This is a genomic window from Dokdonella ginsengisoli, from assembly GCF_042652785.1.
Lineage (GTDB): Bacteria > Pseudomonadota > Gammaproteobacteria > Xanthomonadales > Rhodanobacteraceae > Dokdonella_A > Dokdonella_A ginsengisoli.
This window is the reverse complement of record NZ_JBHSHD010000016.1, coordinates 67,092-86,535: the sequence shown is the minus strand read 5'-3', so window position 1 is coordinate 86,535 and position 19,444 is coordinate 67,092. Positions and strand designations below refer to the sequence as shown.

Below are 19,444 nucleotides of genomic sequence, written 5' to 3'. Positions count from 1 at the left end.
CGTCATTGCGGATTCTCGGAGGATTTCTTCGCCGTGCGGCGGAGGCCGGCGGAGACGGGGAGGGGAGACGCCTTTTCCCAAGGTTCCACATCGCCGGGGACGACGTCAAACAGCGGGTGCGGCAAAGGCGTGCGGATCGACTTCTGCTGCGCGTGACGCGGCGGGTCGCGCAGCGCGAGCTTGGCCAGCAGATGCTGCCACTCGCACTGCATCTGGCCGGACGTCACCGGCAGGCGCGCGTCGGAGGTCGCCTCGGCGATGCGCGAGACGTCGAAGTGATAGCCGCGCCGCGCCGCCTCCGCGGCGACCACGCGCAGATAGTCGGCGACCATGGCAGAGGGCGATCCGGCCGTGCGGAAGCGATCGAGCTGCGGATGGCGCGTGTAGCCCCTGGTGCGTCCGAGCAGCACGGCCTGCGCGAGCAGGGTTTCGCGCCACAGCGCGACCAGGCCCTTGGCGTCGAGGTATTGCGGGTGGAGGCTCCAGATGCGCATGGCAGAGGTTCCGTCGTGCGCCGGCGCTCGAGCGGAGCGACGCATGGGCGTCGCTCCGCGGGTCTCACGACCGCATCAGTTCATCTTGTGGATCGCGCGCTTGTCCACCGCCAGCGCCGCCTCGTGCACGGCTTCGCTGAGCGTCGGATGCGCGTGCACGATGCGCGCGAGGTCCTCGGACGAGCCCTTGAACTCCATCGCGACGACGCACTCGGCGACCAGCTCGGACACGTTCGCGCCGACCAGATGCACGCCGAGAATGCGGTCGGTTTCGGCGTGGGCGATCATCTTGACCATGCCGGCCGGCTCGTTCATCGCGACCGCGCGGCCGATCGCCGCGAACGGGAAGCTGCCGGTCTTGTACGGGATGCCGGCGTCCTTGAGCTGCTTTTCGGTCTGGCCGACCCAGGCGATTTCCGGCTCGGTGTAGATGACCCACGGGATCGTGTCGAGGTTGACGTGGCCGGCCTTGCCGGCGATCAGCTCGGCGACCATGATGCCTTCCTCGAAGCCCTTGTGCGCGAGCATCGGGCCGCGCACGCAGTCGCCGACCGCCCACACGCCCTCGGCGCCGGTCCAGCAATGCTCGTCGACGACGACGCGGCCGCGCTCGTCGAGCTTCACGCCGGTGCCGTCGCCGAGCAGGCCGTCGGTGTAGGCACGACGGCCGACCGCGACCAGCAGCTTGTCGACCACCAGCTGCTTCTCGCCGTCCTTGCCGGCGTAGGTGAGGTGGACCTCGTTCTTCTTGATCTCGGCCTTCGACAGCTTGGCGCCGAGCTCGATCTTCAGGCCCTGCTTGTTCAGTTCCTTCAGCGCGACCTTGGCGACGTCCGCGTCGGCGGCGCCGAGGAAATCCGGCAGTGCCTCGATGATCGTCACTTCCGAGCCCAGGCGACGCCAGACGCTGCCGAGTTCGAGGCCGATCACGCCGGCGCCGATCACGCCCAGGCGCTTGGGCACCGCGTCGAAGGCGAGCGCGCCCGCGTTGTCGACGATGTGCTTGCCGTCGAACTTGGCGAACGGCAGCTCGATCGGCGCCGAGCCGGTGGCGATGACGACATTGGTGCCGGCGATCGTCTGCTTGCCGCCGTCCGGCGCGGTGATCTCGACCTGGCGTCCCTGCAGCAGCTTGCCGGTGCCGAGGAACGAGGTGATCTTGTTGCCCTTGAACAGCATCGCGACGCCGCCGGTGAACTGCTTCACGATCTTGTCCTTGCGACCGATCATCGTCTTGACGTCGATCGCCGCGTCCTTGGTCGTGATGCCGTGCACGTCGAAGTGCTGCGTCAGGTTCCAGAACTGCTTGGAGGAATCGAGCAGCGCCTTCGACGGGATGCAGCCGACATTGAGGCAGGTGCCGCCGAGCGCGGCCTTGCCGTCGGCGCCGGTCCAGGCGTCGACGCAGGCGGTCTTCAGGCCGAGCTGCGCGGCGCGAATCGCGGCGTGGTAGCCGGCGGGGCCGCCGCCGATGACGATGACGTCGAATTGGTCCATGGGAAGGGTCCTTCGAATATTGGAGGGGTGATCTAAGGAGGGCCGAGGGTCCAGGGCTGAGAGCCGAAAAGCAAAGCGCGCGCCGCTCTTCCAGCCCTCAGCCCTAGGCCCTCGGCCCTCGCTTTCTCACATCCCGAGCAGCATGCGCTGCGGATTCTCCAGCTGGTTCTTGATGTCGACCAGGAACAGCACCGCATCCTTGCCGTCGATGATGCGGTGGTCGTAGCTGATCGCGACGTACATCATCGGCGCGGCGACGACCTGGCCGTTCTCGACGATCGCGCGTTCCTTGATCGTGTGCATGCCGAGGATGGCGCTCTGCGGCGGGTTGACGATCGGCGTGGAGAACAGCGAGCCGAAGGTGCCGCCGTTGGTGATCGTGAAGGTGCCGCCGGCGAGGTCGTCGAGCGTCAGGCCGCCTTCGCGCGCCTTCTTGGCGAACCCGGCGATCGCCTTCTCGACGTCGGCGAAGCTCATGTTCTGCGCGTCGCGCAGCACCGGCGTGACCAGGCCCTTGTCGGTGGACACGGCGACCGAGACGTCCTGATAGCCGTGGTAGACGATGTCGTTGCCGTCGACCGAGCTGTTGACGATCGGGTGGCGCTTGAGCGCCTCGACCGCGGCCTTGACGAAGAAGCTCATGAAGCCGAGCTTGATGCCGTTGGCCTTCTCGAACGATTCGCCCAGCTCCTTGCGCATCGCGGCGACCTTGGACAGGTTGATCTCGTTGAACGAGGTCAGCATCGCGATCGAGTTCTTCGACAGCATCAGGCGCTCGGCGATCTTCGCGCGCATGCGCGTCATCGGCACGCGCTCCTCGGCGCGGTCGCCGGAGGCGGCAGGCCTGGCGGCCGCGGGCGCCGCGGCGGCCGGCTTGGCCGCGCCGTCGTTGCGCATGAAGTTGATCAGGTCTTCCTTGGTCACGCGGCCGTCGCGGCCGGTGCCGGCGACGTTCGCTGCATCGATCCGGTTCTCGGTCGCCACGCGCTGGCCGGCCGGGGAGAGGTCGGACGTCTTCGCGGCAGCCGGGGCGGCGGCCGGGGCCGCAGCGGCCTTCGGTGCTTCGGCCTTCGCCGGTTCGGCGGCCTGCGCGGCCGGAGCCGCGGCGGCGGCGCCTTCCTCGAGGATCGCCAGCACCTGCTGGCTGGTCACCGTCGCGCCGGTGTCGAACTTGATTTCCTTCAGCACGCCGTCGGCCGGCGCGGGCACTTCGAGCACGACCTTGTCGGTCTCGAGGTCGACCAGGTTCTCGTCGCGCTTGACCGCGTCGCCCGGCTTCTTGTGCCAGGTCGCGATGGTCGCGTCGGAGACGGATTCGGGAAGGACGGGAACCTTGACTTCGATGGACATGGACTACTCCGAGACGTTGTCGTTGCCGGCCGGCGCGACCAGCGCCTGCTCGACCAGGGCGGCCTGTTCGACGAGGTGAGTGGAAAGATGACCACAGGCCGGCGCCGGCGAGCGCGCGCGACCGGCGTAGGAGAGCGACTGCTTCGGTCCCGCCAGCGCCTGCAGATGATGCTTGATCTGGTACCAGGCGCCCTGGTTCATCGGCTCCTCCTGGCACCAGATGATCTCCTTCGCCGCGGCGTACCTGGCCAGTTCGGCGGCCACTTCCGCGCGCGGGAACGGGTACAGCTGCTCGACGCGCACGATGGCGACGTCCTCGACCTTGCGCTTGGCCGCGTCCTCGACCAGGTCGTAGTAGACCTTGCCCGAACACAGCACGACGCGGCGCACCTTCTTCGCGTTCTTCGCGGTCGTGTCGGGCAGCACCAGCTGGAAGCGGCCGTCGGCGAGTTCGTCCAGCGTCGACACCGCCAGCTTGTGGCGCAGCAGCGACTTCGGCGTCATCACGATCAGCGGCTTGCGCACGTCGCGCAGCATCTGGCGGCGCAGCATGTGGAACATCTGCGCCGGCGTGGTCGGCACGCAGACCTGCATGTTCTCCAGCGCGCACAGCTGCAGATAGCGCTCCAGGCGCGCGGAGGAATGCTCCGGGCCCTGTCCTTCGTAGCCGTGCGGCAGCAGCAGGACGAGACCGGACAGGCGGTCCCACTTCGCCTCGCCGGACGAGATGAACTGGTCGATGACCACCTGCGCGCCGTTGGCGAAGTCGCCGAACTGGCCTTCCCACAGCACCAGCGTGCGCGGTTCGGAGGTCGAGTAGCCGTATTCGAATCCCATCACGGCTTCTTCGCTGAGCAGCGAGTCGACCACCGTCACGCTGGCGCCGTCGCGCACCGTCGCCAGCGGCACGTAGTCGCCGCCGCTGTTCTGGTCGTGCAGCACCGCGTGGCGGTGGAAGAACGTGCCGCGGCCGGAGTCCTGGCCGACCAGGCGCAGGTCGAACCCATCGTCGATCAGCGCCGCATAGGCCAGGTTCTCGGCGAAGCCCCAGTCCATCGGCTGCTCGCCGGCGGCCATCTTGTTGCGGTCCTCGTAGATCTTGGCGACGCGCGAGTGCAGGGCGACGCCGGACGGAATCGTCAGGAGCTTGCGATTGAGCTCGTCGAGTTTCGCGCGGCTCGCGCCGGTCTCGACCGGCTGGTCGAGCGTGGCGCCGAGGTGGCGCGTCCAGTCGACCGCGAACTGGTCGGTGTAGTCGGGGTCGAGTTCGGCGATCGGCGTGCCGGCTTCGAGCCTGGCGCGATAGCCCTCGATCAGCGCCTTAGCGTCGGTCTCGCCGATGACGCCCTCGGCGGTCAGCTTCTGCGCGTACAGCTCGCGCGCCGGCGGGCGGGCGCGGATCAGCTGGTACATCAGCGGCTGAGTCGCGGCCGGCTCGTCCGCCTCGTTGTGGCCGTGGCGGCGATAGCAGACCAGGTCGATCACCACATCGCGCTTGAACTTCTGGCGGAAGTCGAAGGCCAGGCGGGAGACGAACAGCACCGCTTCCGGATCGTCGCCGTTCACGTGGAACACCGGCGCATTGACCATCTTGGCGACGTCGGTGCAGTACAGCGTCGAGCGCGCGTCGTTCGGGTTGGACGTGGTGAAGCCGACCTGGTTGTTGACCACCACGTGGATCGCGCCGCCGACGGCGAAGCCGCGCGCCTGCGACATGTTCAGCAGTTCCATGTTGACGCCCTGGCCGGCGAAGGCGGCGTCGCCGTGGATCAGCACCGGCACCACGTGCTCGCGGTTGAGGTCGCTGCGATGCGTCTGGCGCGCGCGCACCGAGCCGGCGACCACCGGGTTGACGATCTCCAGGTGCGAGGGATTGAACGCGAGCGCGACGTGCACGGTGCGGCCGTCCGTCCTGATGTTGGCGCTGAAGCCCATGTGGTACTTCACGTCGCCGGAGTGGGCCGGGTCGTCGGGATGGTCGAACTTGCCCTCGAACTCGGCGAACAGCTTCTGCGGCGACTTGCCGAGCGTGTTGACCAGCACGTTGAGGCGGCCGCGATGGGCCATGCCGACCACCATGTCCTTCATTCCGTCGTTGCCGCCGCGGCGGATCAGCTCGTCGAGCAGCGGGATCAGGCTGTCGCCGCCCTCGAGCGAGAAGCGCTTCTGGCCGACGTACTTGGTGTGCAGGTAGCGCTCCAGGCCGTCCGCCTGGACCAGCTTCTCGAGCACGCGCTTCTTGTCCTCGACGCTGAGGCCGTAGCGGCCGCCGGCGCGTTCGAGCTGCTCGTGCACCCACTGGCGCTGCTCGACGTCGGAGATGTGCATGAACTCGGCGCCGATGCTGCCGGCGTAGGTCGCCTTCAGCAGGGCCACCAGCTCGCGCAGCTTGAGCTTCTGCGGCCCGGCCAGCGAGCCGGTGCTGAACTCGGTCTCCAGGTCGGCCGGCTCCAGGCCGTGGAACGAGGGATCGAGGTCCGGCGCCGACGGGCGCGGCAGCAGGCCGATCGCCTGCAGGTCGGCCGCGGTGAACGCGTGCTCCATGTCCAGCGGGTCGAGCTTGGCCGCGAGATGGCCGCGCGAGCGGTAGGCGGTGACCAGCTTGAGCACCGCGGCCTGCTTGTGCGACTGCGCGTCGCCGACCGGGGCGGAGGCTGGGCGGGCGTGCCCGTTGAGCTTCTGCGCCTGCTCGATCCGCGCGATCGCGGCCGAATGCGGCACGTCGCCGGTCCCTTTCAGGGCGGCGAAGAAATCGCGCCATTCCGGTGCGACGGCACCCGGATCGGCGAGGTATTGCTCGTAGAGATCTTCGACGAAGGCGGCGTTGCCGCCGGAAATCGGGGAAGTGGCCTGGAACTGCTGGAGAAGACTGGGCTGATTGGCGCTCACGCTGACACCCTACAGACGAAAAAAGCGCGCCGGATGCGCGCCTTGCAACAGGCTGGTCGCAGCCGCTCCCGGGAGGGTCGGCAGAACAGCGGAATTATAACCGTTTAACGAAACTTTGTTGCGCTGCACGCAGAGGAATTGGGGGCATCGATTCAGATTCCCAGCGCGCGCAGCTCGACGGCAGGCTCGGAACGTTCCCAGATCTGCTCGAACGACGCCAGCAGCTGCGCGTGGCGGCCGGGTGCGTAGGTCGAGCCTTCGGCGTCGAAACGGGTGGCGAGGGGGCGGAACAGGTAGCCGCGGCGGTCGTTCAGCACGAAGGCCGAGGCGAGCTGGCGGTCGAGGTCCTCGACCGGCGTGCGCAGCGCGAACGCGCTCGGCAGCCGCTGCGCCAGGGCGATCAGCGGCAGCGCTTCGGTGCGCGCTGCGCGCGGGTCCTGCACCAGGATGCGGATGCGCGCGCGCCGTCCCGACAGCGCGATGCGCTTGAGCGCCTCGAGCGAGGCGGGCGTGGCGAACAGGTCGGCGTCCAGGTCGCGCGTCAGGATCGCCAGCTCGTGCTCGGCGTCGCCGAGCAGCGCGGCAAGCGCGGCCAGCATCTGCACGCGGTCGCCGGCGGCGAGTTCGCGCGCCTCGGGCCGGGGCGGCAGCGGTCGCGGCACGGGCGCCGGCAGCGGTTCGAGTTCGAGCCGCATCCGGCGGTGCGCGATGCCGCATTCGAGGAACTCCTCGCCGTAGGCGGCGAAGCCCAGGCGCGCGTAGAACGGGATCGCGTGCGTCTGCGCGTGCATCTCGACCGCCGGAAGGCGCAGCGCGCGCGCCTGCTCCAGCAGCACGCGCAGGATCGCATCGCCCACGCCGCGGCCGCGCCACGGCGCCAGCACGGCCATGCGGCCGATCTTGCGCTCCGGCGTCAGCCGTCCGGTGCCGATCGGGCGGCCGTCGCGGTCGCGCGCCAGGACGTGATGCGACTTCTCGTCGAGCGCGTCCCATTCCTCTTCTTCCGGGCATTGCTGCTCGACGATGAAGACCTGCTCGCGCACGTGGCGCAGGTCCGCCTGGTCGTCGCCGAGCCAGGACGCCGGCTCGACGCGGAAGTCCGGTTCGGCGATCACGGCCGTTCTCCGCGCCCGGCACGCAGGAAGGCGAGATGGCCGGCGTCGACCAGCGCGCGCAGCGCCGCCCGGTCGACCGCGGTACCCGGCACGTCGGCGCAGGCAAACTCCGCCCGCGCGCAGATCAGCCGGGCGAAGGCGATCGAGCAGTCGTGTGCCTCGCCGGCGACGAACAGCCGTGCGCCACGCCCGGTACGCGTCCATGCGCAGCGCGACCATGGATTGCGGCGCACGCGCGCGTTGCGCCCGATCGCCCGCGCGAAGACGGCGTCGCTCAGCGCGCGCGGATTCGGTGCGGCCGTCTGCGCGCTGCGATAGCGCGTGATGAAGCGGCCGAACCACGTACGGAGCAACGACGCATCGACTGTTCCCGAACCGCCGTCGTCGCCGCCGGTGCGCTTTTCCTTTTTCGAGTCGGCGTCGATCCACAGCCACGGCATCGCCGCGGTCACGCGCGCGATCGCCGCGTCGTCGATCTCGCCGTCGCCGCGCGCGGGGGCGAGGTCCGGATCGGACAGGCGCGCATTCTCGGGCAGGCCTTCCGCCAGCGTCTCGGCGAAGTCGACCAGCAGTTCCGCCTGCGATGGCGCGCGCATGCCGATCGAATAGGTCATGCACGCGCCGAGCGCGACGCCGTGATGCGGCACGCCGGGCGGCAGGTAGAGCAGGTCGCCGGGCTCGAGGATCCATTCGTGCGTCGGCTCGAAACGGCGCAGCAACCTCAGCTCGGCGTCGTCGCGCAATTCCGCCGGCGCGGACGGATCGACGCTGATCTGCCAGCGGCGGCGGCCCAGCCCCTGCAGCAGGAACACGTCGTACTGGTCGACGTGGGCGCCGACCGAACCGCCGTCCTCGGCATAGCTGATCATCACGTCGTCGACGCGCCAGCTCGGCAGGAACGAGAACGGCGGCAGCAGCGCGGCGACATCGGCGTCCCACTTGTCGACGTCCTGCACCAGCAGGGTCCAGTGCGTCTTCGGCAGGGAAGCGAAGTCGCGCTCGGCGAACGGCCCGTTGCGCAGGGTCCAGCGATCGCGCCGCGGGTCGTGCACGACGATGCGCGACAGCGCCAGCTCCTCGCAGGCCAGGCCGGCCAGGTCCTCCGGCGCCACCGGATTGCGCAGGCCGTCGAACGCGCCGCGCACCAGCAGCGGCCGCTTCTGCCAGTAGTCGCGCAGGAAGCGCGCCGGCGGCATGCCGAGCGGCGCGGAGCGTCCGGCCCGGACTTCGATGGAAGCAGAGGTGGCCTTCGGAGACGTCATGCGGGCAGGATCGCGTCGGAGAGGATGGATCAGGGCTTGGGTTGCAGCACGTTGCCGCTGCCCATGTCGTCGATGCGCGGCTTGCCGGACGACCAGTGCACGGTGTTGCGGCTGCCGACGACGGCCATCGTGCCGATCGTCTTCGCGCCGACGCGCAGCTCGTCGCCGTTCAGATGCAGGGTGCCGAGTTCGTCGAAGGCGAACTCGCCGCGGCTGCCGATGAGGTAGGCGTCGGCGACCTTGCCCTTCACCGTCACGTGCATGCCGTTGCCCGACGACTGGACGAGTTCGGCCGATTCGATCGTCGCGGTGGTGTCCGTGCCGACGAAATAGATGCCCTTGCAGCGGCCGGTGAAGCTCAGCTTCGCGTTGGAGGAAGTCACGTTGACGTCGTGTCCTTCGCAGTCGACGGTGCCGCTGTGTGTGTTGACGAACAGCGACGGCGCCTCGTCCGCGACGGCACGATTCGCACCGGCGCACAGGAATGCGGTGGCGGACAGGACGGCAGCGTTCAGAATGTGTCGTGGCATGGTCAGTTCCCTTGATCGGTGGAAGAGGTCTGTGCGATCGCGCCGTCGAGCAGGACGTGCCCGTCGTCGCCGGTCAGCAGCAGCGAAGTCAGGCCGCAGGTGCCGACGTACCAGACGTTCGCGTAGATCCGCCGCGGCGGCGCGGGTTCGTTCCAGTCCGCGCCGGGCCTGCACGCCGGTAGCGGCGTGGACGAGGGCGATTTCGCGTGGACGGTGCCGGCGAAGGCGAAAGCAGGCAGCGCGCGAAGCCGAAGCATCGGCCGCCTCACACGGCGCGTGCGAGCGCTTCGGCCAGGCCCGTGTAGCCGGCCGGCGTCAGCGCGAGCAGGCGCTGCTTCGCGTCGGCCGGAAGGTCGAGCCCGGCGACGAAGGCGCTCAGCGAAGCCTGCGTGATGCCCTGGCCGCGGGTGAGGGCCTTGAGCTGCTCGTACGGTTCGGGCAGGCCATGGCGGCGCATGACGGTCTGCACCGCTTCGGCGAGCACTTCCCAGCTCGCGTCGAGGTCGGCGGCGAGCCGGTCCGGCGCGGCGTTGAGCTTGTTCAGGCCGCGCAGCAGCGAATCGAGTGCGATCTGCGTGTGGCCGAAGGCGGTGCCGAGCGCGCGCAGCACGGTCGAGTCGGTCAGGTCGCGCTGCCAGCGGCTGATCGGCAGCTTGGCGCTGAAGTGCTCGAACAGCGCATTGGCGAGGCCGAAATTGCCTTCGGCGTTCTCGAAGTCGATCGGGTTGACCTTGTGCGGCATGGTCGAGGAACCGACTTCGCCGGCCTTCAGGGTCTGGCGGAAGTAGCCGAGCGAGATATAGCCCCAGACGTCGCGCGCGAGGTCGATCAGGATCGTGTTCGCGCGGCGCACCGCGTCGCCGATTTCGGCGACGCCGTCGTGCGGCTCGATCTGCGTCGTGTACGGATTCCAGGCCAGATGGAGGCTTTCGACGAAACGCCGCGAGAACGCCGGCCAGTCGACCGCCGGGTAGCTGACGACGTGCGCGTTGTAGTTGCCGACCGCGCCGTTGATCTTGCCGCCGATCTCGACCGCGGCGATCTGGCGGCGCTGGCGCTCCAGCCGCGCGACGACGTTCGCCAGCTCCTTGCCGAGCGTGGTCGGCGAGGCGGTCTGGCCGTGCGTGCGCGACAGCATCGGCAGCGCCGCGTGCTGGTGCGCCATCGCGCGCAGCTTGGCGGTCACCGCGTCCAGCGCCGGCAGCAGCACGCCGTCGCGCACGTCGCGCAGCATCAGCGCGTAGGCCAGATTGTTGATGTCCTCGCTGGTGCAGGCGAAGTGGATGAATTCCTTCACCGCCGCGAGTTCGGCGTCGCCGGCGATCTTTTCCTTGATGAAGTATTCGACTGCCTTGACGTCGTGGTTGGTGGTGCGCTCGATCGCCTTGATGCGCTCGCCGTCCTCCTCGCCGAAGCGCTCGCCGATCGCGAGCAGCGTGGCGCGCGCGGCGGCGGACAGCGGCGGCACTTCGGGCACCAGCGGTTCGTCGGCCAGCGCGAGCAGCCAGTGCAGCTCGACCTGCACGCGGCGGTGCATCAGGCCGAACTCGCTGAAGATCGGCCGCAGCGCTTCGGTCTTGGCGGCGTAGCGGCCGTCGAGCGGCGACAGCGCGAGCAGGGCGGAGCTCATCGGGGTTCCTCGGAAGATGGGGCGTGCGGATGCACGACGATGGTCTTGGCGCGTGCGCCCTGCATGGTGCGCACGGTCAGGTCGAAGCCGTCGAAGGAAAGCGTCTCGCCTTCGACCGGCAGGCGCTCGAGCCGGTGGATGATCAGTCCGCCGACGGAATTGACGTCGGCCGGCGCATCGATGTCGCGGTCGAGCAGGCGCTCCAGCCGGTAGATCGGCGTGCCGCCGGAGATCGTCAGCTCGCCTTCCGGCCCGCTGCGCGACACGACGCTGGCGCGTGCGTGCTCGTCCTCGATGTCGCCGACCAGCACCTCGAGGATGTCCTCCAGCGTGAAGAAGCCGGCCACGCGGCCCGATTCCTCCACGCCGAGGGCGAGATGGGTGTCGCCGGCGCGGAAGCGCTTGAGCACGTCGAGCACCGGCGTGTGCAGCGGCAGCAGGATCGGCGGCCGCAGCAGCGGCTTCATGTCGTCGACGGAGCCGCGCTCGGCCATCGCATGCAGCAGGTCCTTCATGTGCAGGACGCCGAGCACGTGTTCGCCGGCGGCGTCGAACCACGGGTAGCGGCTGTAGCGCGTGCGCCCGAATTCGGCCAGCACGGCGTCGCGGTCCATGCCTTCGCGCAGGCTGGCCAGCTGGTCGCGCGTGCGCAGCACGTCGCCGACGACCAGTTCCGGCAGGTCGAGCGCGTGCTTCATCATCGAGTATTCCTCGCCCGAGCGGGTCTCGCGCTGGGCATCGACGATCAGCTTCAGCTCGTCGCGTGAATAGTGGTGCGCCTCGTCGTGCGCGACCGGCTCGATGCCGCCCTGGCGCAGCATCCAGTTCGCGCTGGCGTTGAGCAGCCAGATCGCCGGATACATCAGCCAGTAGAACGCGTACAGCGGCGCCGCGGTCCACAGCGAGGTCGCTTCCGGGCGGCGGATCGCGAGCGACTTGGGCGCCAGCTCGCCGAGCACGATGTGCAGGTAGGAAATCAGCGTGAAGGCGATCACCAGCGCGGCGATCTTGGTCGTGTCGGGACCGACGCCGAACTGGACGAACAGCGGCTCGAGCAGGTGCGCGAACGCCGGTTCACCGATCCAGCCCAGGCCGAGCGAGGACAGCGTGATGCCGAGCTGGCAGGCGGACAGATAGGCGTCCAGATGCTCGTGGACGCTGAGCAGGATGCGGCCGCGCCAGCCGTGGGCGTCGGCGATCGTCGCGGCCTGCGTCTGGCGCAGCTTGACCAGCGCGAATTCGGCGGCGACGAAGAATCCGTTGAGCAGCACCAGCAGCAGGGCCGCAAAGACGTAGAGCAGGTTCTGCAGCATCGAGGGATGCACGAGGAACGGCCGGCCATTCTAGCATCTGCGCGGGCCGGCTCCGGCGGCGCGGGGACCGCCGCTATAATCGGCGTTCCTATTCCCCACAGGTGAAGCATGAGCGACTACCGCATCGAGCGCGACAGCATGGGCGAGCTGAAGGTGCCGGCGAAGGCACTGTACGGCGCGCAGACCCAGCGTGCGGTCGACAATTTCCCGATCTCCGGACTGACGATGCCGCGCGAGTTCATCCGCGCCCTGGGCCTGATCAAGTCGGCGGCGGCGCAGGCGAACGCGGACCTCGGCCATCTGAAGAAGGGCGCCGCGAAGGCGATCCGCAAGGCCGCCGAGCGCGTCGCCGCGGGCGAGTTCGACGCGCACTTCCCGATCGACGTGTTCCAGACGGGCTCCGGCACGTCGTCGAACATGAACGCGAACGAGGTCATCGCGCACGTCGCCGCGGCGGCCGGCACCAAGGTGCACCCGAACGACGACGTCAACAACGGACAGTCGTCCAACGACGTCATCCCGACGGCGATCCAGGTCAGCGCGACCCTGACCGCCAGCGAGAAGCTGCTGCCGGCGCTGGTGCACCTGAAGAAGACGCTCGACCGCCGCGCGCGCGAGCTGAACAAGATCGCCAAGACTGGCCGCACGCACCTGATGGACGCGATGCCGATCACCTTCGGCCAGGAAGTCGGTGCGTGGTCGGCGCAGATCCGTTCATCGATCGAGCGCATCAACGACGCGCTCAAGCGCACGCGCAAGCTGCCGCTGGGCGGCACCGCCGTCGGCACCGGCATCAACGCCGATCCGAAACTCGGCCCGGCGGTCGCGCGCGAACTCGGCCGCATGACCGGCGTGAAGTTCGAGTCGGCCGACAACTACTTCGAGGGCATCGGCGCGCAGGACGCCGCGGTGGAGCTGTCCGGCCAGCTGAAGACGCTCGCCGTGGCGCTGACCAAGATCGCCAACGACCTGCGCCTGATGAATTCCGGCCCGCTCGCCGGCCTCGGCGAGATCGAACTGCCGGCGTTGCAGCCCGGTTCCTCGATCATGCCGGGCAAGGTCAATCCGGTGATTCCGGAGGCGGTCGCGATGGTCGCGGCGCAGGTCATCGGCAACGACCTGACGATCACGATCGGCGGGCAGAGCGGCCTGTTCCAGCTCAACGTGCAACTGCCGGTCATCGCCTACAACCTGCTGCAGTCGATCGAGATTCTCGCCAACGTCTCCATCGCCCTCGCCGACAAGGCGATCGCCGGCTTCAAGGTGCGCCAGGACAAGATCAAGGAAGCACTCGACAAGAACCCGATCCTAGTCACCGCGCTGAACTCGGTGATCGGCTACGACAAGGGCGCCGCGATCGCGAAGAAGGCCTACAAGGAAGGCCGCGCGATCCTCGATGTGGCGATCGAGGAAACCGGCCTGCCGCGCAAGCAGCTGCAGGCCCTGCTCGATCCCGCCGCGCTGACCAAGGGCGGCATCCACGGCGGCTCAGCCGGGGGGTGAGTCGCTGCGTTCAGACGACGCCGTCGGGCGTCGTCTGCAGCGACGAACGCCGAGAGCAGGAGCCCGAGGCCGGGTTGCTTGGCGAGGTCAGGAAGGCCGAGCCTAGCAACAGCGTCCGCTCGCGCAGCGAGCGCCGCTGCGTTCAGACGCCGCCGTCGGGCGGCGTCTGCAGCGACGAACGCCGAGGGCAGGAGCTCGAGGCCGGGTTGCTTGGCGAGGCCAGGAAGGCCGAGCCTAGCAACAGCGTCCGCTCGCGCAGCGAGCGCCGCTGCGTTCAGACGACGCCGTCGGGCGGCGTCTGCAGCGACGAACGCCGAGGTCGAGCGGCGCCCTCCGGCGCTGCGAGGAGGAGGCAGGAGCCGACTGGGGAGCGCGCCAGGGATGGCTGCTCGCGTTGGCGCTTCACGAAGAAGGCCGAACATCGCTTCGAATGACGGCGGGATGAGATCGCTTCGGCGTGCGAAGTTCAGCGATACCGCGTGACCCGCGCGCTTCCGCCCCCCTCGTGCCGAACGGCACATGCCGCGACCCGCGCCCCCGCACAGACTCGCGCCGTCGCGCCCGACCATGGCGCAGAATCCACAATTGCAGGAGTTTCAAAATGTCCAGGAAGCTGATCCTCGCGGCGGCGCTGTTCGCCGCCAGCGCGTCCGCCCAGCAGAGCATCGACATCAGCGGCGCCGACTTCTCCAGCGGCAAGGGCGACGCGCGCCTCGCCGAACTCGTGCGGCAGGCCGCCGCGCAGGGAAAGCGCGTCGTCGTCACGGCGCCGAAGGAATGGCACAAGTCGATCGCCGCCAAGCTCGGCAAGGGTGACGTGGTGCTTCGCGAAGGTTTCTACGAAAGCGTGCTCGCCCGCGTCGAAGACAAGCCCGAGCCGCCCAAGCCGGCCAAGCCCGAACCCGAAAAGGCGCCCGCACGCCCGGCCCCCGTCGCAGCGGCGGTTCCGGCGAAGGCGCCCGAGCCGAAGCCGGTAGCCGCGGCCAGGCCGGCCGAGCAGGTGCCGCCGCCGGCAGTCGCCGCGACGCCGGTGCGCAAGCCGGCCGACGTCCGGCCGTCCCAGCCGCAGCCCGCCGCCGCGCCGTCGGCGCCGAAGCGGGTTGCCGCCGCGGCGCCGCCGAAGCCCGTCGTCGACGCCGAGGCGATCCGCGACCGCATGCGCCAGTCGCTCATCGAGGGCCGCCCCGCGGAGGGTTCGCTGGCGGTTTCCTCGCTGCAGTCGGGCGATGTGATCTACGTCGACGAGCCGGTGCGCGGCGTCGTGCGGCGCGAAGGCCTGAAGGCCGTGCTGTACTGGCTCGACGGCGATCTGGACCTGCGTCGTACCGAGCTCAAGCCGTCGGCAGCCAACCGCTACCAGGTGATGTCGGCGATCCGCGGAGAGGCAGCGCTGCGTCGGGAGTTCGATACGTCGAAGGCGGAACTGGTCGCCGGCGTGCCGGACGACGGCGCACCGGTGCGTACCGCGCTGGAGAAGGCGTTCAACGACGGCCGCCGCATCACCGAGCGGCTGACCGCCGCGGAGCTGCGCGAGGGCGACGTGATCTACACCGGCACCACCGCGGCGGTGGTCGTCCGCCGCGACGGCAAGGATCTGCTGCGCTACTGGCTCGACGGTTCCTTCGACCTGCGCCAGTCCAGCGTGCAGGCGGATGGTCCGGGCAAGTACCGCATTCGCGGCAGCGTAGCGCGCTGACCAGGATTACCGCGGCAGCGGCGCGCACGGCGGATGCGACTGCCGGCGCGCCTGCGCCTGGCGCCATTGCGGATGGTCGTAGGGCACGTAGCCGACCCAGAACCACGGCAGGCAGGTCGGCCCCAGCGTCGTGTCGGCGAGGTACTTGAACAGGCCGTCGCCGTTGGAGCTGTTGCTCAGGATCAGCACGCAATCGCGCTTGTCGTCGAGGCAGAAGGCGAGGTTGCGGGTGCCGTCGTCGTGGCCGCCCTTGAACCAGGCGCGGCCTTGCGGCGAGTCGTAGGCGACCACGCCCAGGCCGCCGGCGAGGTGGATCGAGTCGTTGTCGGTGGTGGTGTCTTCCGACAGCGTCGGGAACTGCTGCACGGAATGGATCGCGATCTGCGCGCGCTTCATCTCGCCGCAGCTCTTGGCGCTCAGGCCTTCGCAGCGGGCGAGGGCGGCGAGAAAGCCGGCGTAGTCTTCCAGCGTCGTGTCCATCGATCCGGCGGCGCGCACGCTGCCGCGCTGCTTGTGGCCGAGCGGCTTGCCGGCCTCGTCATAGCCGATGGCGAGATTCGCCGCGAAGGCCTCGCGCCAGACTAGGCCGCTGCCGCGCATGCCGAAGCGGTCGAACACGCGGGACTGGATCAGCTCGCCGGTGTCGATCTGCAGGCCGTTGTCGATCACGAACTGCATCAGGTTGATGCCTTCCCCGGAGTAGGCGTAGCGGCTGCCGGGCTCGAATTCGATCTTGAGCTTGCCGTTCGGATCGTAGCTTCCGTCCCGCGTGAAGAAGCGGAAGTTCGCAAAGCCGGCCGTGTGGCCGAGCAGCATGCGCGGCGTGATTGCGCGCCAGCGCTCGTCGCCGGCCAGGTCGGCGTATTTCGGGTACTGCGGCAGCGGCTTGGGCAGGTACTGCGCGATGCTGCGGTCGAGATCCAGGCGCCCTTCGTCAACCAGGGTCATCACCGCGTAGGCGAACAGCGCCTTGGTGATCGACGCGGCGTACATCGTCGTGTCGACGGTCAGCGGCAGGTCGCGTTCGAGATCGCGCTTGCCGTAGGCACGCAGGTGCACGATGCGCCCGTTCTCGATCACGGCCAGGGCCAGGCCCGGTACGTGGCCGGCGATCATCAGGCGCTCGACCTCGCGGTCCAGCGCCTCGCCGCGCAGACGCGGCGACGAAGAAGGGGAGGAAAGCGAGGCGCAGCCGGACAGCGCGAGCAGGCTCGCGGCGAGCACGTGGCGGAGCATGGTGGTCTCCCGTTGCGACCGGAGGTCGCGGAAATCAGACGCTGGTTTCGATGCGGCGTCCGCGCAGCCAGACCGCGCCGGCGAGCAGGACGAGGCCGCCGATCACGCCGATCCACAGGTTCGAGGTCGCCAGCAGGCCGTAGATGCGGCTGGGATCGAAGCTGCCGACGACGTGGTCGTCGTTGATGCTCAGCGAGATGCGCGTGGCGCCGACGAACACGCCGTCCGCACCGAGCCAGCTGCCGGGAAAGATGCTGAAGAGCAGGCGACCGAGGATCGCGCCGACGTTGAGGTCGCCGAACAGGTCCACGCCGCTGATCATGCGCAGCCAGCGATTCGCCGCGACCGCGACCGCCGGTATCAGTACGGCCCACAGGAACGGCTTGCTGCGCGCGAAGGCGGACCAGAACAGCAGCCAGCCGACCGCCGGCAGCGCCCACAGCGCCTGCACCGGCAGGGTGGCGGCCAGGCGCAGGAACAGGCCGAGCGGATGCGAGGCCATCACCGCCGGCAGCGGATTCACCCCGTGCAGCGCCGCCCAGCCGCATACCAGCACCAGGAACACGAGGTAGGCGAGAGTCGCCACCGCGAGCATGATCACCGGCATCAGCAGCAGCGCCGCCAGCGCCTTGGAGGCGACGGTCGCCGCGTCCGATACCGGCAGCGATTTCCAGAACAGCACGCTGCGGTCGCGGCGGTCGTCGTAGAGCGCGCCGAGCAGATAGAAGAACGTGACGAAGAACAGGCCGATGCTGGCGATGCCGGCGATCGACAGCTGTGCCAGGTCCAGGCCGTTGCCGGCCTGCGCGAGGTCGTTGGCGCTGATGCTTCCGCGCAGTTCGTCGAGCGAGAAGCCGATGTGCACCTGAGCCTTGGTGGCGAACACTTCGGCGCTGATGATGCCCATCGCGGTGATGACCAGGACCGCGGTCACGATCCAGACCGGCGTCCACAGGAAACCGCCGCGGTGTTCCCAGTATTCGCGCTTGATCAGCAGCGGCAGGTGGTTCATGCGTAGGTTCCTTTCATGGTCGCGACGAACAGGTCGGCGACGCTCGGCTTGTGCAGCTCGCCGAGTTCGGCCAGGCGCGAACGCTCGACTCCGTCGAACAGGAAAATGGATTTGCCGAAGATCTGCCGCTCGTTGATCGGTTTCAGTGCCCGGGCGGCTTCGGTCCTGTCCGGATTGACCATGACCTCGGCGTAGCGCTCGCCGACTTCCTCCATCGTCGCGGCGAGCGCGATGCGGCCGTCGCGGATGAAGACCAGGTCGGTCAGGATGTGCTCGATCTCCTCGACCTGGTGCGTGGTCACGATGATCGTCTTGTTCTCGTCGAAGTAGTCGCCGAGCAGGCTCTCGTAGAACGACTTGCGATAGAGGATGTCGAGCCCCAGCGTCGGCTCGTCGAGCACCAGCAGGCGGGCGTCGATCGCCATGACCAGCGCCAGATGCAGCTGCACGATCATGCCCTTGGACAGCTCGCGCACGCGCATGCCGGGTTCGATCTTGGTGTGTGCGAGGAAGGCCTGGCATTTCTCGCGCGAGAAGCGCGGATGCACGCCGCCGACGAACTCGACCGCCTCGCGCACGCGCAGCCAGCGCGGCAGCACGGCGACGTCGGCGATGAAGCACACCTGCTCCATCAGCTGGGTGCGCTGGCGACGTGGATCGAAGCCCAGCACGGACAGTTCGCCGTCGAAATCGGTGAGGCCGAGGATCGCCTTCAGCGCGGTGGTCTTGCCGGCGCCGTTCGGGCCGATCAGCCCGACGATGCGGCCGGCCTCGACGTCGAAGTCCACGCCGTCGAGCGCCTTGGTCGCGCCGAAGCGCTTGGTCATGCCGCGTGCCCTGACCACCGGCGCATTGCCGGGAATGCCGTTCGGCGCGTTCATTTCGACTCCTCCTGCCTGGCCTGCTCCATGAGCTGTCCGAGATCCAGGCCGAGGCGCACCAGGCGCGCGTGCAGCGCCGGCCACTCCTCGCGCAGGAAGCGCTCGCGCTCGGATTTCAGCAGCGCTTCCCGCGCGCCATCGGTCACGTACATGCCCAGCCCCCTTCGTTTCTCCACCAGGTTCTCGTCCACCAGTTCCTGATAGGCCTTCGACACCGTGATCGGATTGATCTGGAAATCGCCGGCGACCTGGCGCACCGACGGCAGCGGATCGCCCTGCTTGAGCACGCCGTCCAGAATCATCGCCACCACGCGGTCGCGCAGCTGGCGATAGATCGGCGTCGAGTCGTTCCAGGCGATGCTCATTCCCGTCATTCCTTGTTCACGCGTTGCAGAGGCTTGCCGAAGGAATAGTAGGGCATGCCGAAGCCGCTGCCGGGCAGCAGCGCGCGCGAGGAGGCGCGCACGCGTTCGGCGACGGCGTCGAGCGCGTCTTCGTCGTCGGCGACCTCGAGGCCGGCGGCGATCCGCTCGGCGCGGCTCGGGCTGACGGTGATTTCACCCAGGGTCGGGATTTCCGCTTCCGGGCGCACGACCACCGTGGGCAGCAGGACCGGAGCTTCGAGCGCGGTCTGGGCATCGGGCTGGGTCGTGGCGCCGGTGGTCAGGCCGGAAACGACCATCACGGTCGCGGCCGTGCCGAACAGGGCGGTGGCAAGGACGAGGAGTTGGATCGATCGATTCGGCATGGCTGCCTCCCGTGAGGCGATTGATGAAGTAGTGTTGTAGTTAACTATAACACTAAAAATAGCCTTGTCAACAGGACGCTTCGGGCCGCCCGGAATGGCCGGCTGAACGGACGTCGAGCCTGCGTCGATCGCACGGGAACCTTGTGGTGACGGCGCTCTCCAAGCGACCGGTCCCATGCCCGGCGCGCCGTTTGCCAACGTCCGGTGCCGCGTCCACAATACGCGGCCCCGATTGGCGGCCGGCAGCCGCATGGCTCTGCCGCCGGGTGTTGCAGACCGGCCCCACCT

The 19,444-nt window shown here is 68.9% G+C and carries 17 protein-coding genes; 2 read left to right on the top strand and 15 right to left on the bottom strand.

What is annotated here, in order from left to right; genetic code table 11:
- Positions 1 to 2: 2 nt before the first annotated feature.
- From ACFO6Q_RS18260 to ACFO6Q_RS18215, 10 genes are all read right to left on the bottom strand, one after another.
- Positions 3 to 494 carry a pyrimidine dimer DNA glycosylase/endonuclease V gene (locus tag ACFO6Q_RS18260; protein WP_380022559.1) on the bottom strand — a complete coding sequence of 164 codons (492 nt, stop codon included), beginning with the start codon at positions 492 to 494 and terminating at the stop codon, positions 3 to 5.
- A 75-nt stretch (positions 495 to 569) separates the two neighbouring features.
- On the bottom strand, positions 570 to 1,991 hold the full coding sequence (lpdA, locus tag ACFO6Q_RS18255) for a dihydrolipoyl dehydrogenase (protein WP_380022558.1): 1,422 nt from the start codon (positions 1,989 to 1,991) through the stop codon (positions 570 to 572).
- 126 nt (positions 1,992 to 2,117) lie between these two features.
- The gene (gene odhB / locus ACFO6Q_RS18250; RefSeq protein ID WP_380022557.1) at positions 2,118 to 3,341 is read right to left on the bottom strand and encodes a 2-oxoglutarate dehydrogenase complex dihydrolipoyllysine-residue succinyltransferase; all 1,224 of its coding nucleotides are present in this window, start codon (positions 3,339 to 3,341) and stop codon (positions 2,118 to 2,120) included.
- A 3-nt stretch (positions 3,342 to 3,344) separates the two neighbouring features.
- Positions 3,345 to 6,230: a 2-oxoglutarate dehydrogenase E1 component gene (locus ACFO6Q_RS18245; RefSeq protein WP_380022556.1), complete on the bottom strand. Its 2,886-nt coding sequence runs from the start codon at positions 6,228 to 6,230 to the stop codon at positions 3,345 to 3,347.
- Positions 6,231 to 6,382: 152 nt separating this feature from the next.
- Entirely contained in the window at positions 6,383 to 7,345 is a 963-nt protein-coding gene (locus ACFO6Q_RS18240) for a GNAT family N-acetyltransferase (RefSeq protein WP_380022555.1), read from the bottom strand.
- Entirely contained in the window at positions 7,342 to 8,607 is a 1,266-nt protein-coding gene (locus ACFO6Q_RS18235; RefSeq protein ID WP_380022554.1) for a JmjC domain-containing protein, read from the bottom strand. Before ACFO6Q_RS18235 ends, ACFO6Q_RS18240 begins: the two co-directional genes overlap by 4 nt.
- Before the next feature lie 29 nt (positions 8,608 to 8,636).
- Positions 8,637 to 9,137 carry a DUF3060 domain-containing protein gene (locus ACFO6Q_RS18230; RefSeq protein ID WP_380022553.1) on the bottom strand — a complete coding sequence of 167 codons (501 nt, stop codon included), beginning with the start codon at positions 9,135 to 9,137 and terminating at the stop codon, positions 8,637 to 8,639.
- A 2-nt stretch (positions 9,138 to 9,139) separates the two neighbouring features.
- A complete protein-coding gene (locus tag ACFO6Q_RS18225) occupies positions 9,140 to 9,394 on the bottom strand; it encodes a hypothetical protein (RefSeq protein WP_380022552.1) in 255 nt (84 codons plus the stop codon).
- 8 nt (positions 9,395 to 9,402) lie between these two features.
- On the bottom strand, positions 9,403 to 10,767 hold the full coding sequence (purB, locus tag ACFO6Q_RS18220; protein ID WP_380022551.1) for an adenylosuccinate lyase: 1,365 nt from the start codon (positions 10,765 to 10,767) through the stop codon (positions 9,403 to 9,405).
- On the bottom strand, positions 10,764 to 12,080 hold the full coding sequence (locus ACFO6Q_RS18215; RefSeq protein ID WP_380022550.1) for a hemolysin family protein: 1,317 nt from the start codon (positions 12,078 to 12,080) through the stop codon (positions 10,764 to 10,766). The genes purB and ACFO6Q_RS18215 overlap by 4 nt, the downstream gene beginning before the upstream one ends.
- A 108-nt stretch (positions 12,081 to 12,188) precedes the next feature.
- Here ACFO6Q_RS18215 and ACFO6Q_RS18210 point away from each other — a divergent pair, with 108 nt between their 5' ends.
- Together ACFO6Q_RS18210 and ACFO6Q_RS18205 are read left to right on the top strand one after the other, a co-directional pair.
- A complete protein-coding gene (locus ACFO6Q_RS18210) occupies positions 12,189 to 13,583 on the top strand; it encodes a class II fumarate hydratase (protein ID WP_380022549.1) in 1,395 nt (464 codons plus the stop codon).
- 601 nt (positions 13,584 to 14,184) lie between these two features.
- Positions 14,185 to 15,279 carry a hypothetical protein gene (locus ACFO6Q_RS18205; RefSeq protein WP_380022548.1) on the top strand — a complete coding sequence of 365 codons (1,095 nt, stop codon included), beginning with the start codon at positions 14,185 to 14,187 and terminating at the stop codon, positions 15,277 to 15,279.
- Positions 15,280 to 15,285: 6 nt separating this feature from the next.
- Here ACFO6Q_RS18205 and ACFO6Q_RS18200 read toward each other — a convergent pair whose 3' ends face one another.
- From ACFO6Q_RS18200 to ACFO6Q_RS18180, 5 genes are read right to left on the bottom strand one after another with little or no spacing between them, the layout of a single operon-like run.
- Positions 15,286 to 16,515, bottom strand: a complete 1,230-nt coding sequence (locus ACFO6Q_RS18200) for a serine hydrolase domain-containing protein (protein WP_380022547.1) — start codon at positions 16,513 to 16,515, stop codon at positions 15,286 to 15,288.
- A gap of 34 nt (positions 16,516 to 16,549) precedes the next feature.
- Positions 16,550 to 17,527: a hypothetical protein gene (locus ACFO6Q_RS18195; protein ID WP_380022546.1), complete on the bottom strand. Its 978-nt coding sequence runs from the start codon at positions 17,525 to 17,527 to the stop codon at positions 16,550 to 16,552.
- Entirely contained in the window at positions 17,524 to 18,408 is an 885-nt protein-coding gene (locus ACFO6Q_RS18190; protein ID WP_380022545.1) for an ABC transporter ATP-binding protein, read from the bottom strand. Before ACFO6Q_RS18190 ends, ACFO6Q_RS18195 begins: the two co-directional genes overlap by 4 nt.
- The gene (locus ACFO6Q_RS18185) at positions 18,405 to 18,773 is read right to left on the bottom strand and encodes a GntR family transcriptional regulator (protein ID WP_380022544.1); all 369 of its coding nucleotides are present in this window, start codon (positions 18,771 to 18,773) and stop codon (positions 18,405 to 18,407) included. Before ACFO6Q_RS18185 ends, ACFO6Q_RS18190 begins: the two co-directional genes overlap by 4 nt.
- Positions 18,774 to 18,778: 5 nt before the next feature.
- On the bottom strand, positions 18,779 to 19,156 hold the full coding sequence (locus tag ACFO6Q_RS18180) for a hypothetical protein (protein WP_380022543.1): 378 nt from the start codon (positions 19,154 to 19,156) through the stop codon (positions 18,779 to 18,781).
- Positions 19,157 to 19,444: the final 288 nt, after the last annotated feature.

Coding starts and splice junctions, on each gene's coding strand:
- ACFO6Q_RS18230 (WP_380022553.1), bottom strand. CDS start 9,137: ATGCCACGACACATTCTGAACGCTGCCGTCCTGTCCGCCACCGCATTC.
- ACFO6Q_RS18210 (WP_380022549.1), top strand. CDS start 12,189: ATGAGCGACTACCGCATCGAGCGCGACAGCATGGGCGAGCTGAAGGTG.
- ACFO6Q_RS18185 (WP_380022544.1), bottom strand. CDS start 18,773: ATGAGCATCGCCTGGAACGACTCGACGCCGATCTATCGCCAGCTGCGC.
- purB (WP_380022551.1), bottom strand. CDS start 10,767: ATGAGCTCCGCCCTGCTCGCGCTGTCGCCGCTCGACGGCCGCTACGCC.
- ACFO6Q_RS18190 (WP_380022545.1), bottom strand. CDS start 18,408: ATGAACGCGCCGAACGGCATTCCCGGCAATGCGCCGGTGGTCAGGGCA.
- ACFO6Q_RS18215 (WP_380022550.1), bottom strand. CDS start 12,080: ATGCTGCAGAACCTGCTCTACGTCTTTGCGGCCCTGCTGCTGGTGCTG.
- ACFO6Q_RS18205 (WP_380022548.1), top strand. CDS start 14,185: ATGTCCAGGAAGCTGATCCTCGCGGCGGCGCTGTTCGCCGCCAGCGCG.
- lpdA (WP_380022558.1), bottom strand. CDS start 1,991: ATGGACCAATTCGACGTCATCGTCATCGGCGGCGGCCCCGCCGGCTAC.
- ACFO6Q_RS18260 (WP_380022559.1), bottom strand. CDS start 494: ATGCGCATCTGGAGCCTCCACCCGCAATACCTCGACGCCAAGGGCCTG.
- ACFO6Q_RS18235 (WP_380022554.1), bottom strand. CDS start 8,607: ATGACGTCTCCGAAGGCCACCTCTGCTTCCATCGAAGTCCGGGCCGGA.
- ACFO6Q_RS18225 (WP_380022552.1), bottom strand. CDS start 9,394: ATGCTTCGGCTTCGCGCGCTGCCTGCTTTCGCCTTCGCCGGCACCGTC.
- ACFO6Q_RS18180 (WP_380022543.1), bottom strand. CDS start 19,156: ATGCCGAATCGATCGATCCAACTCCTCGTCCTTGCCACCGCCCTGTTC.
- ACFO6Q_RS18195 (WP_380022546.1), bottom strand. CDS start 17,527: ATGAACCACCTGCCGCTGCTGATCAAGCGCGAATACTGGGAACACCGC.
- ACFO6Q_RS18200 (WP_380022547.1), bottom strand. CDS start 16,515: ATGCTCCGCCACGTGCTCGCCGCGAGCCTGCTCGCGCTGTCCGGCTGC.
- odhB (WP_380022557.1), bottom strand. CDS start 3,341: ATGTCCATCGAAGTCAAGGTTCCCGTCCTTCCCGAATCCGTCTCCGAC.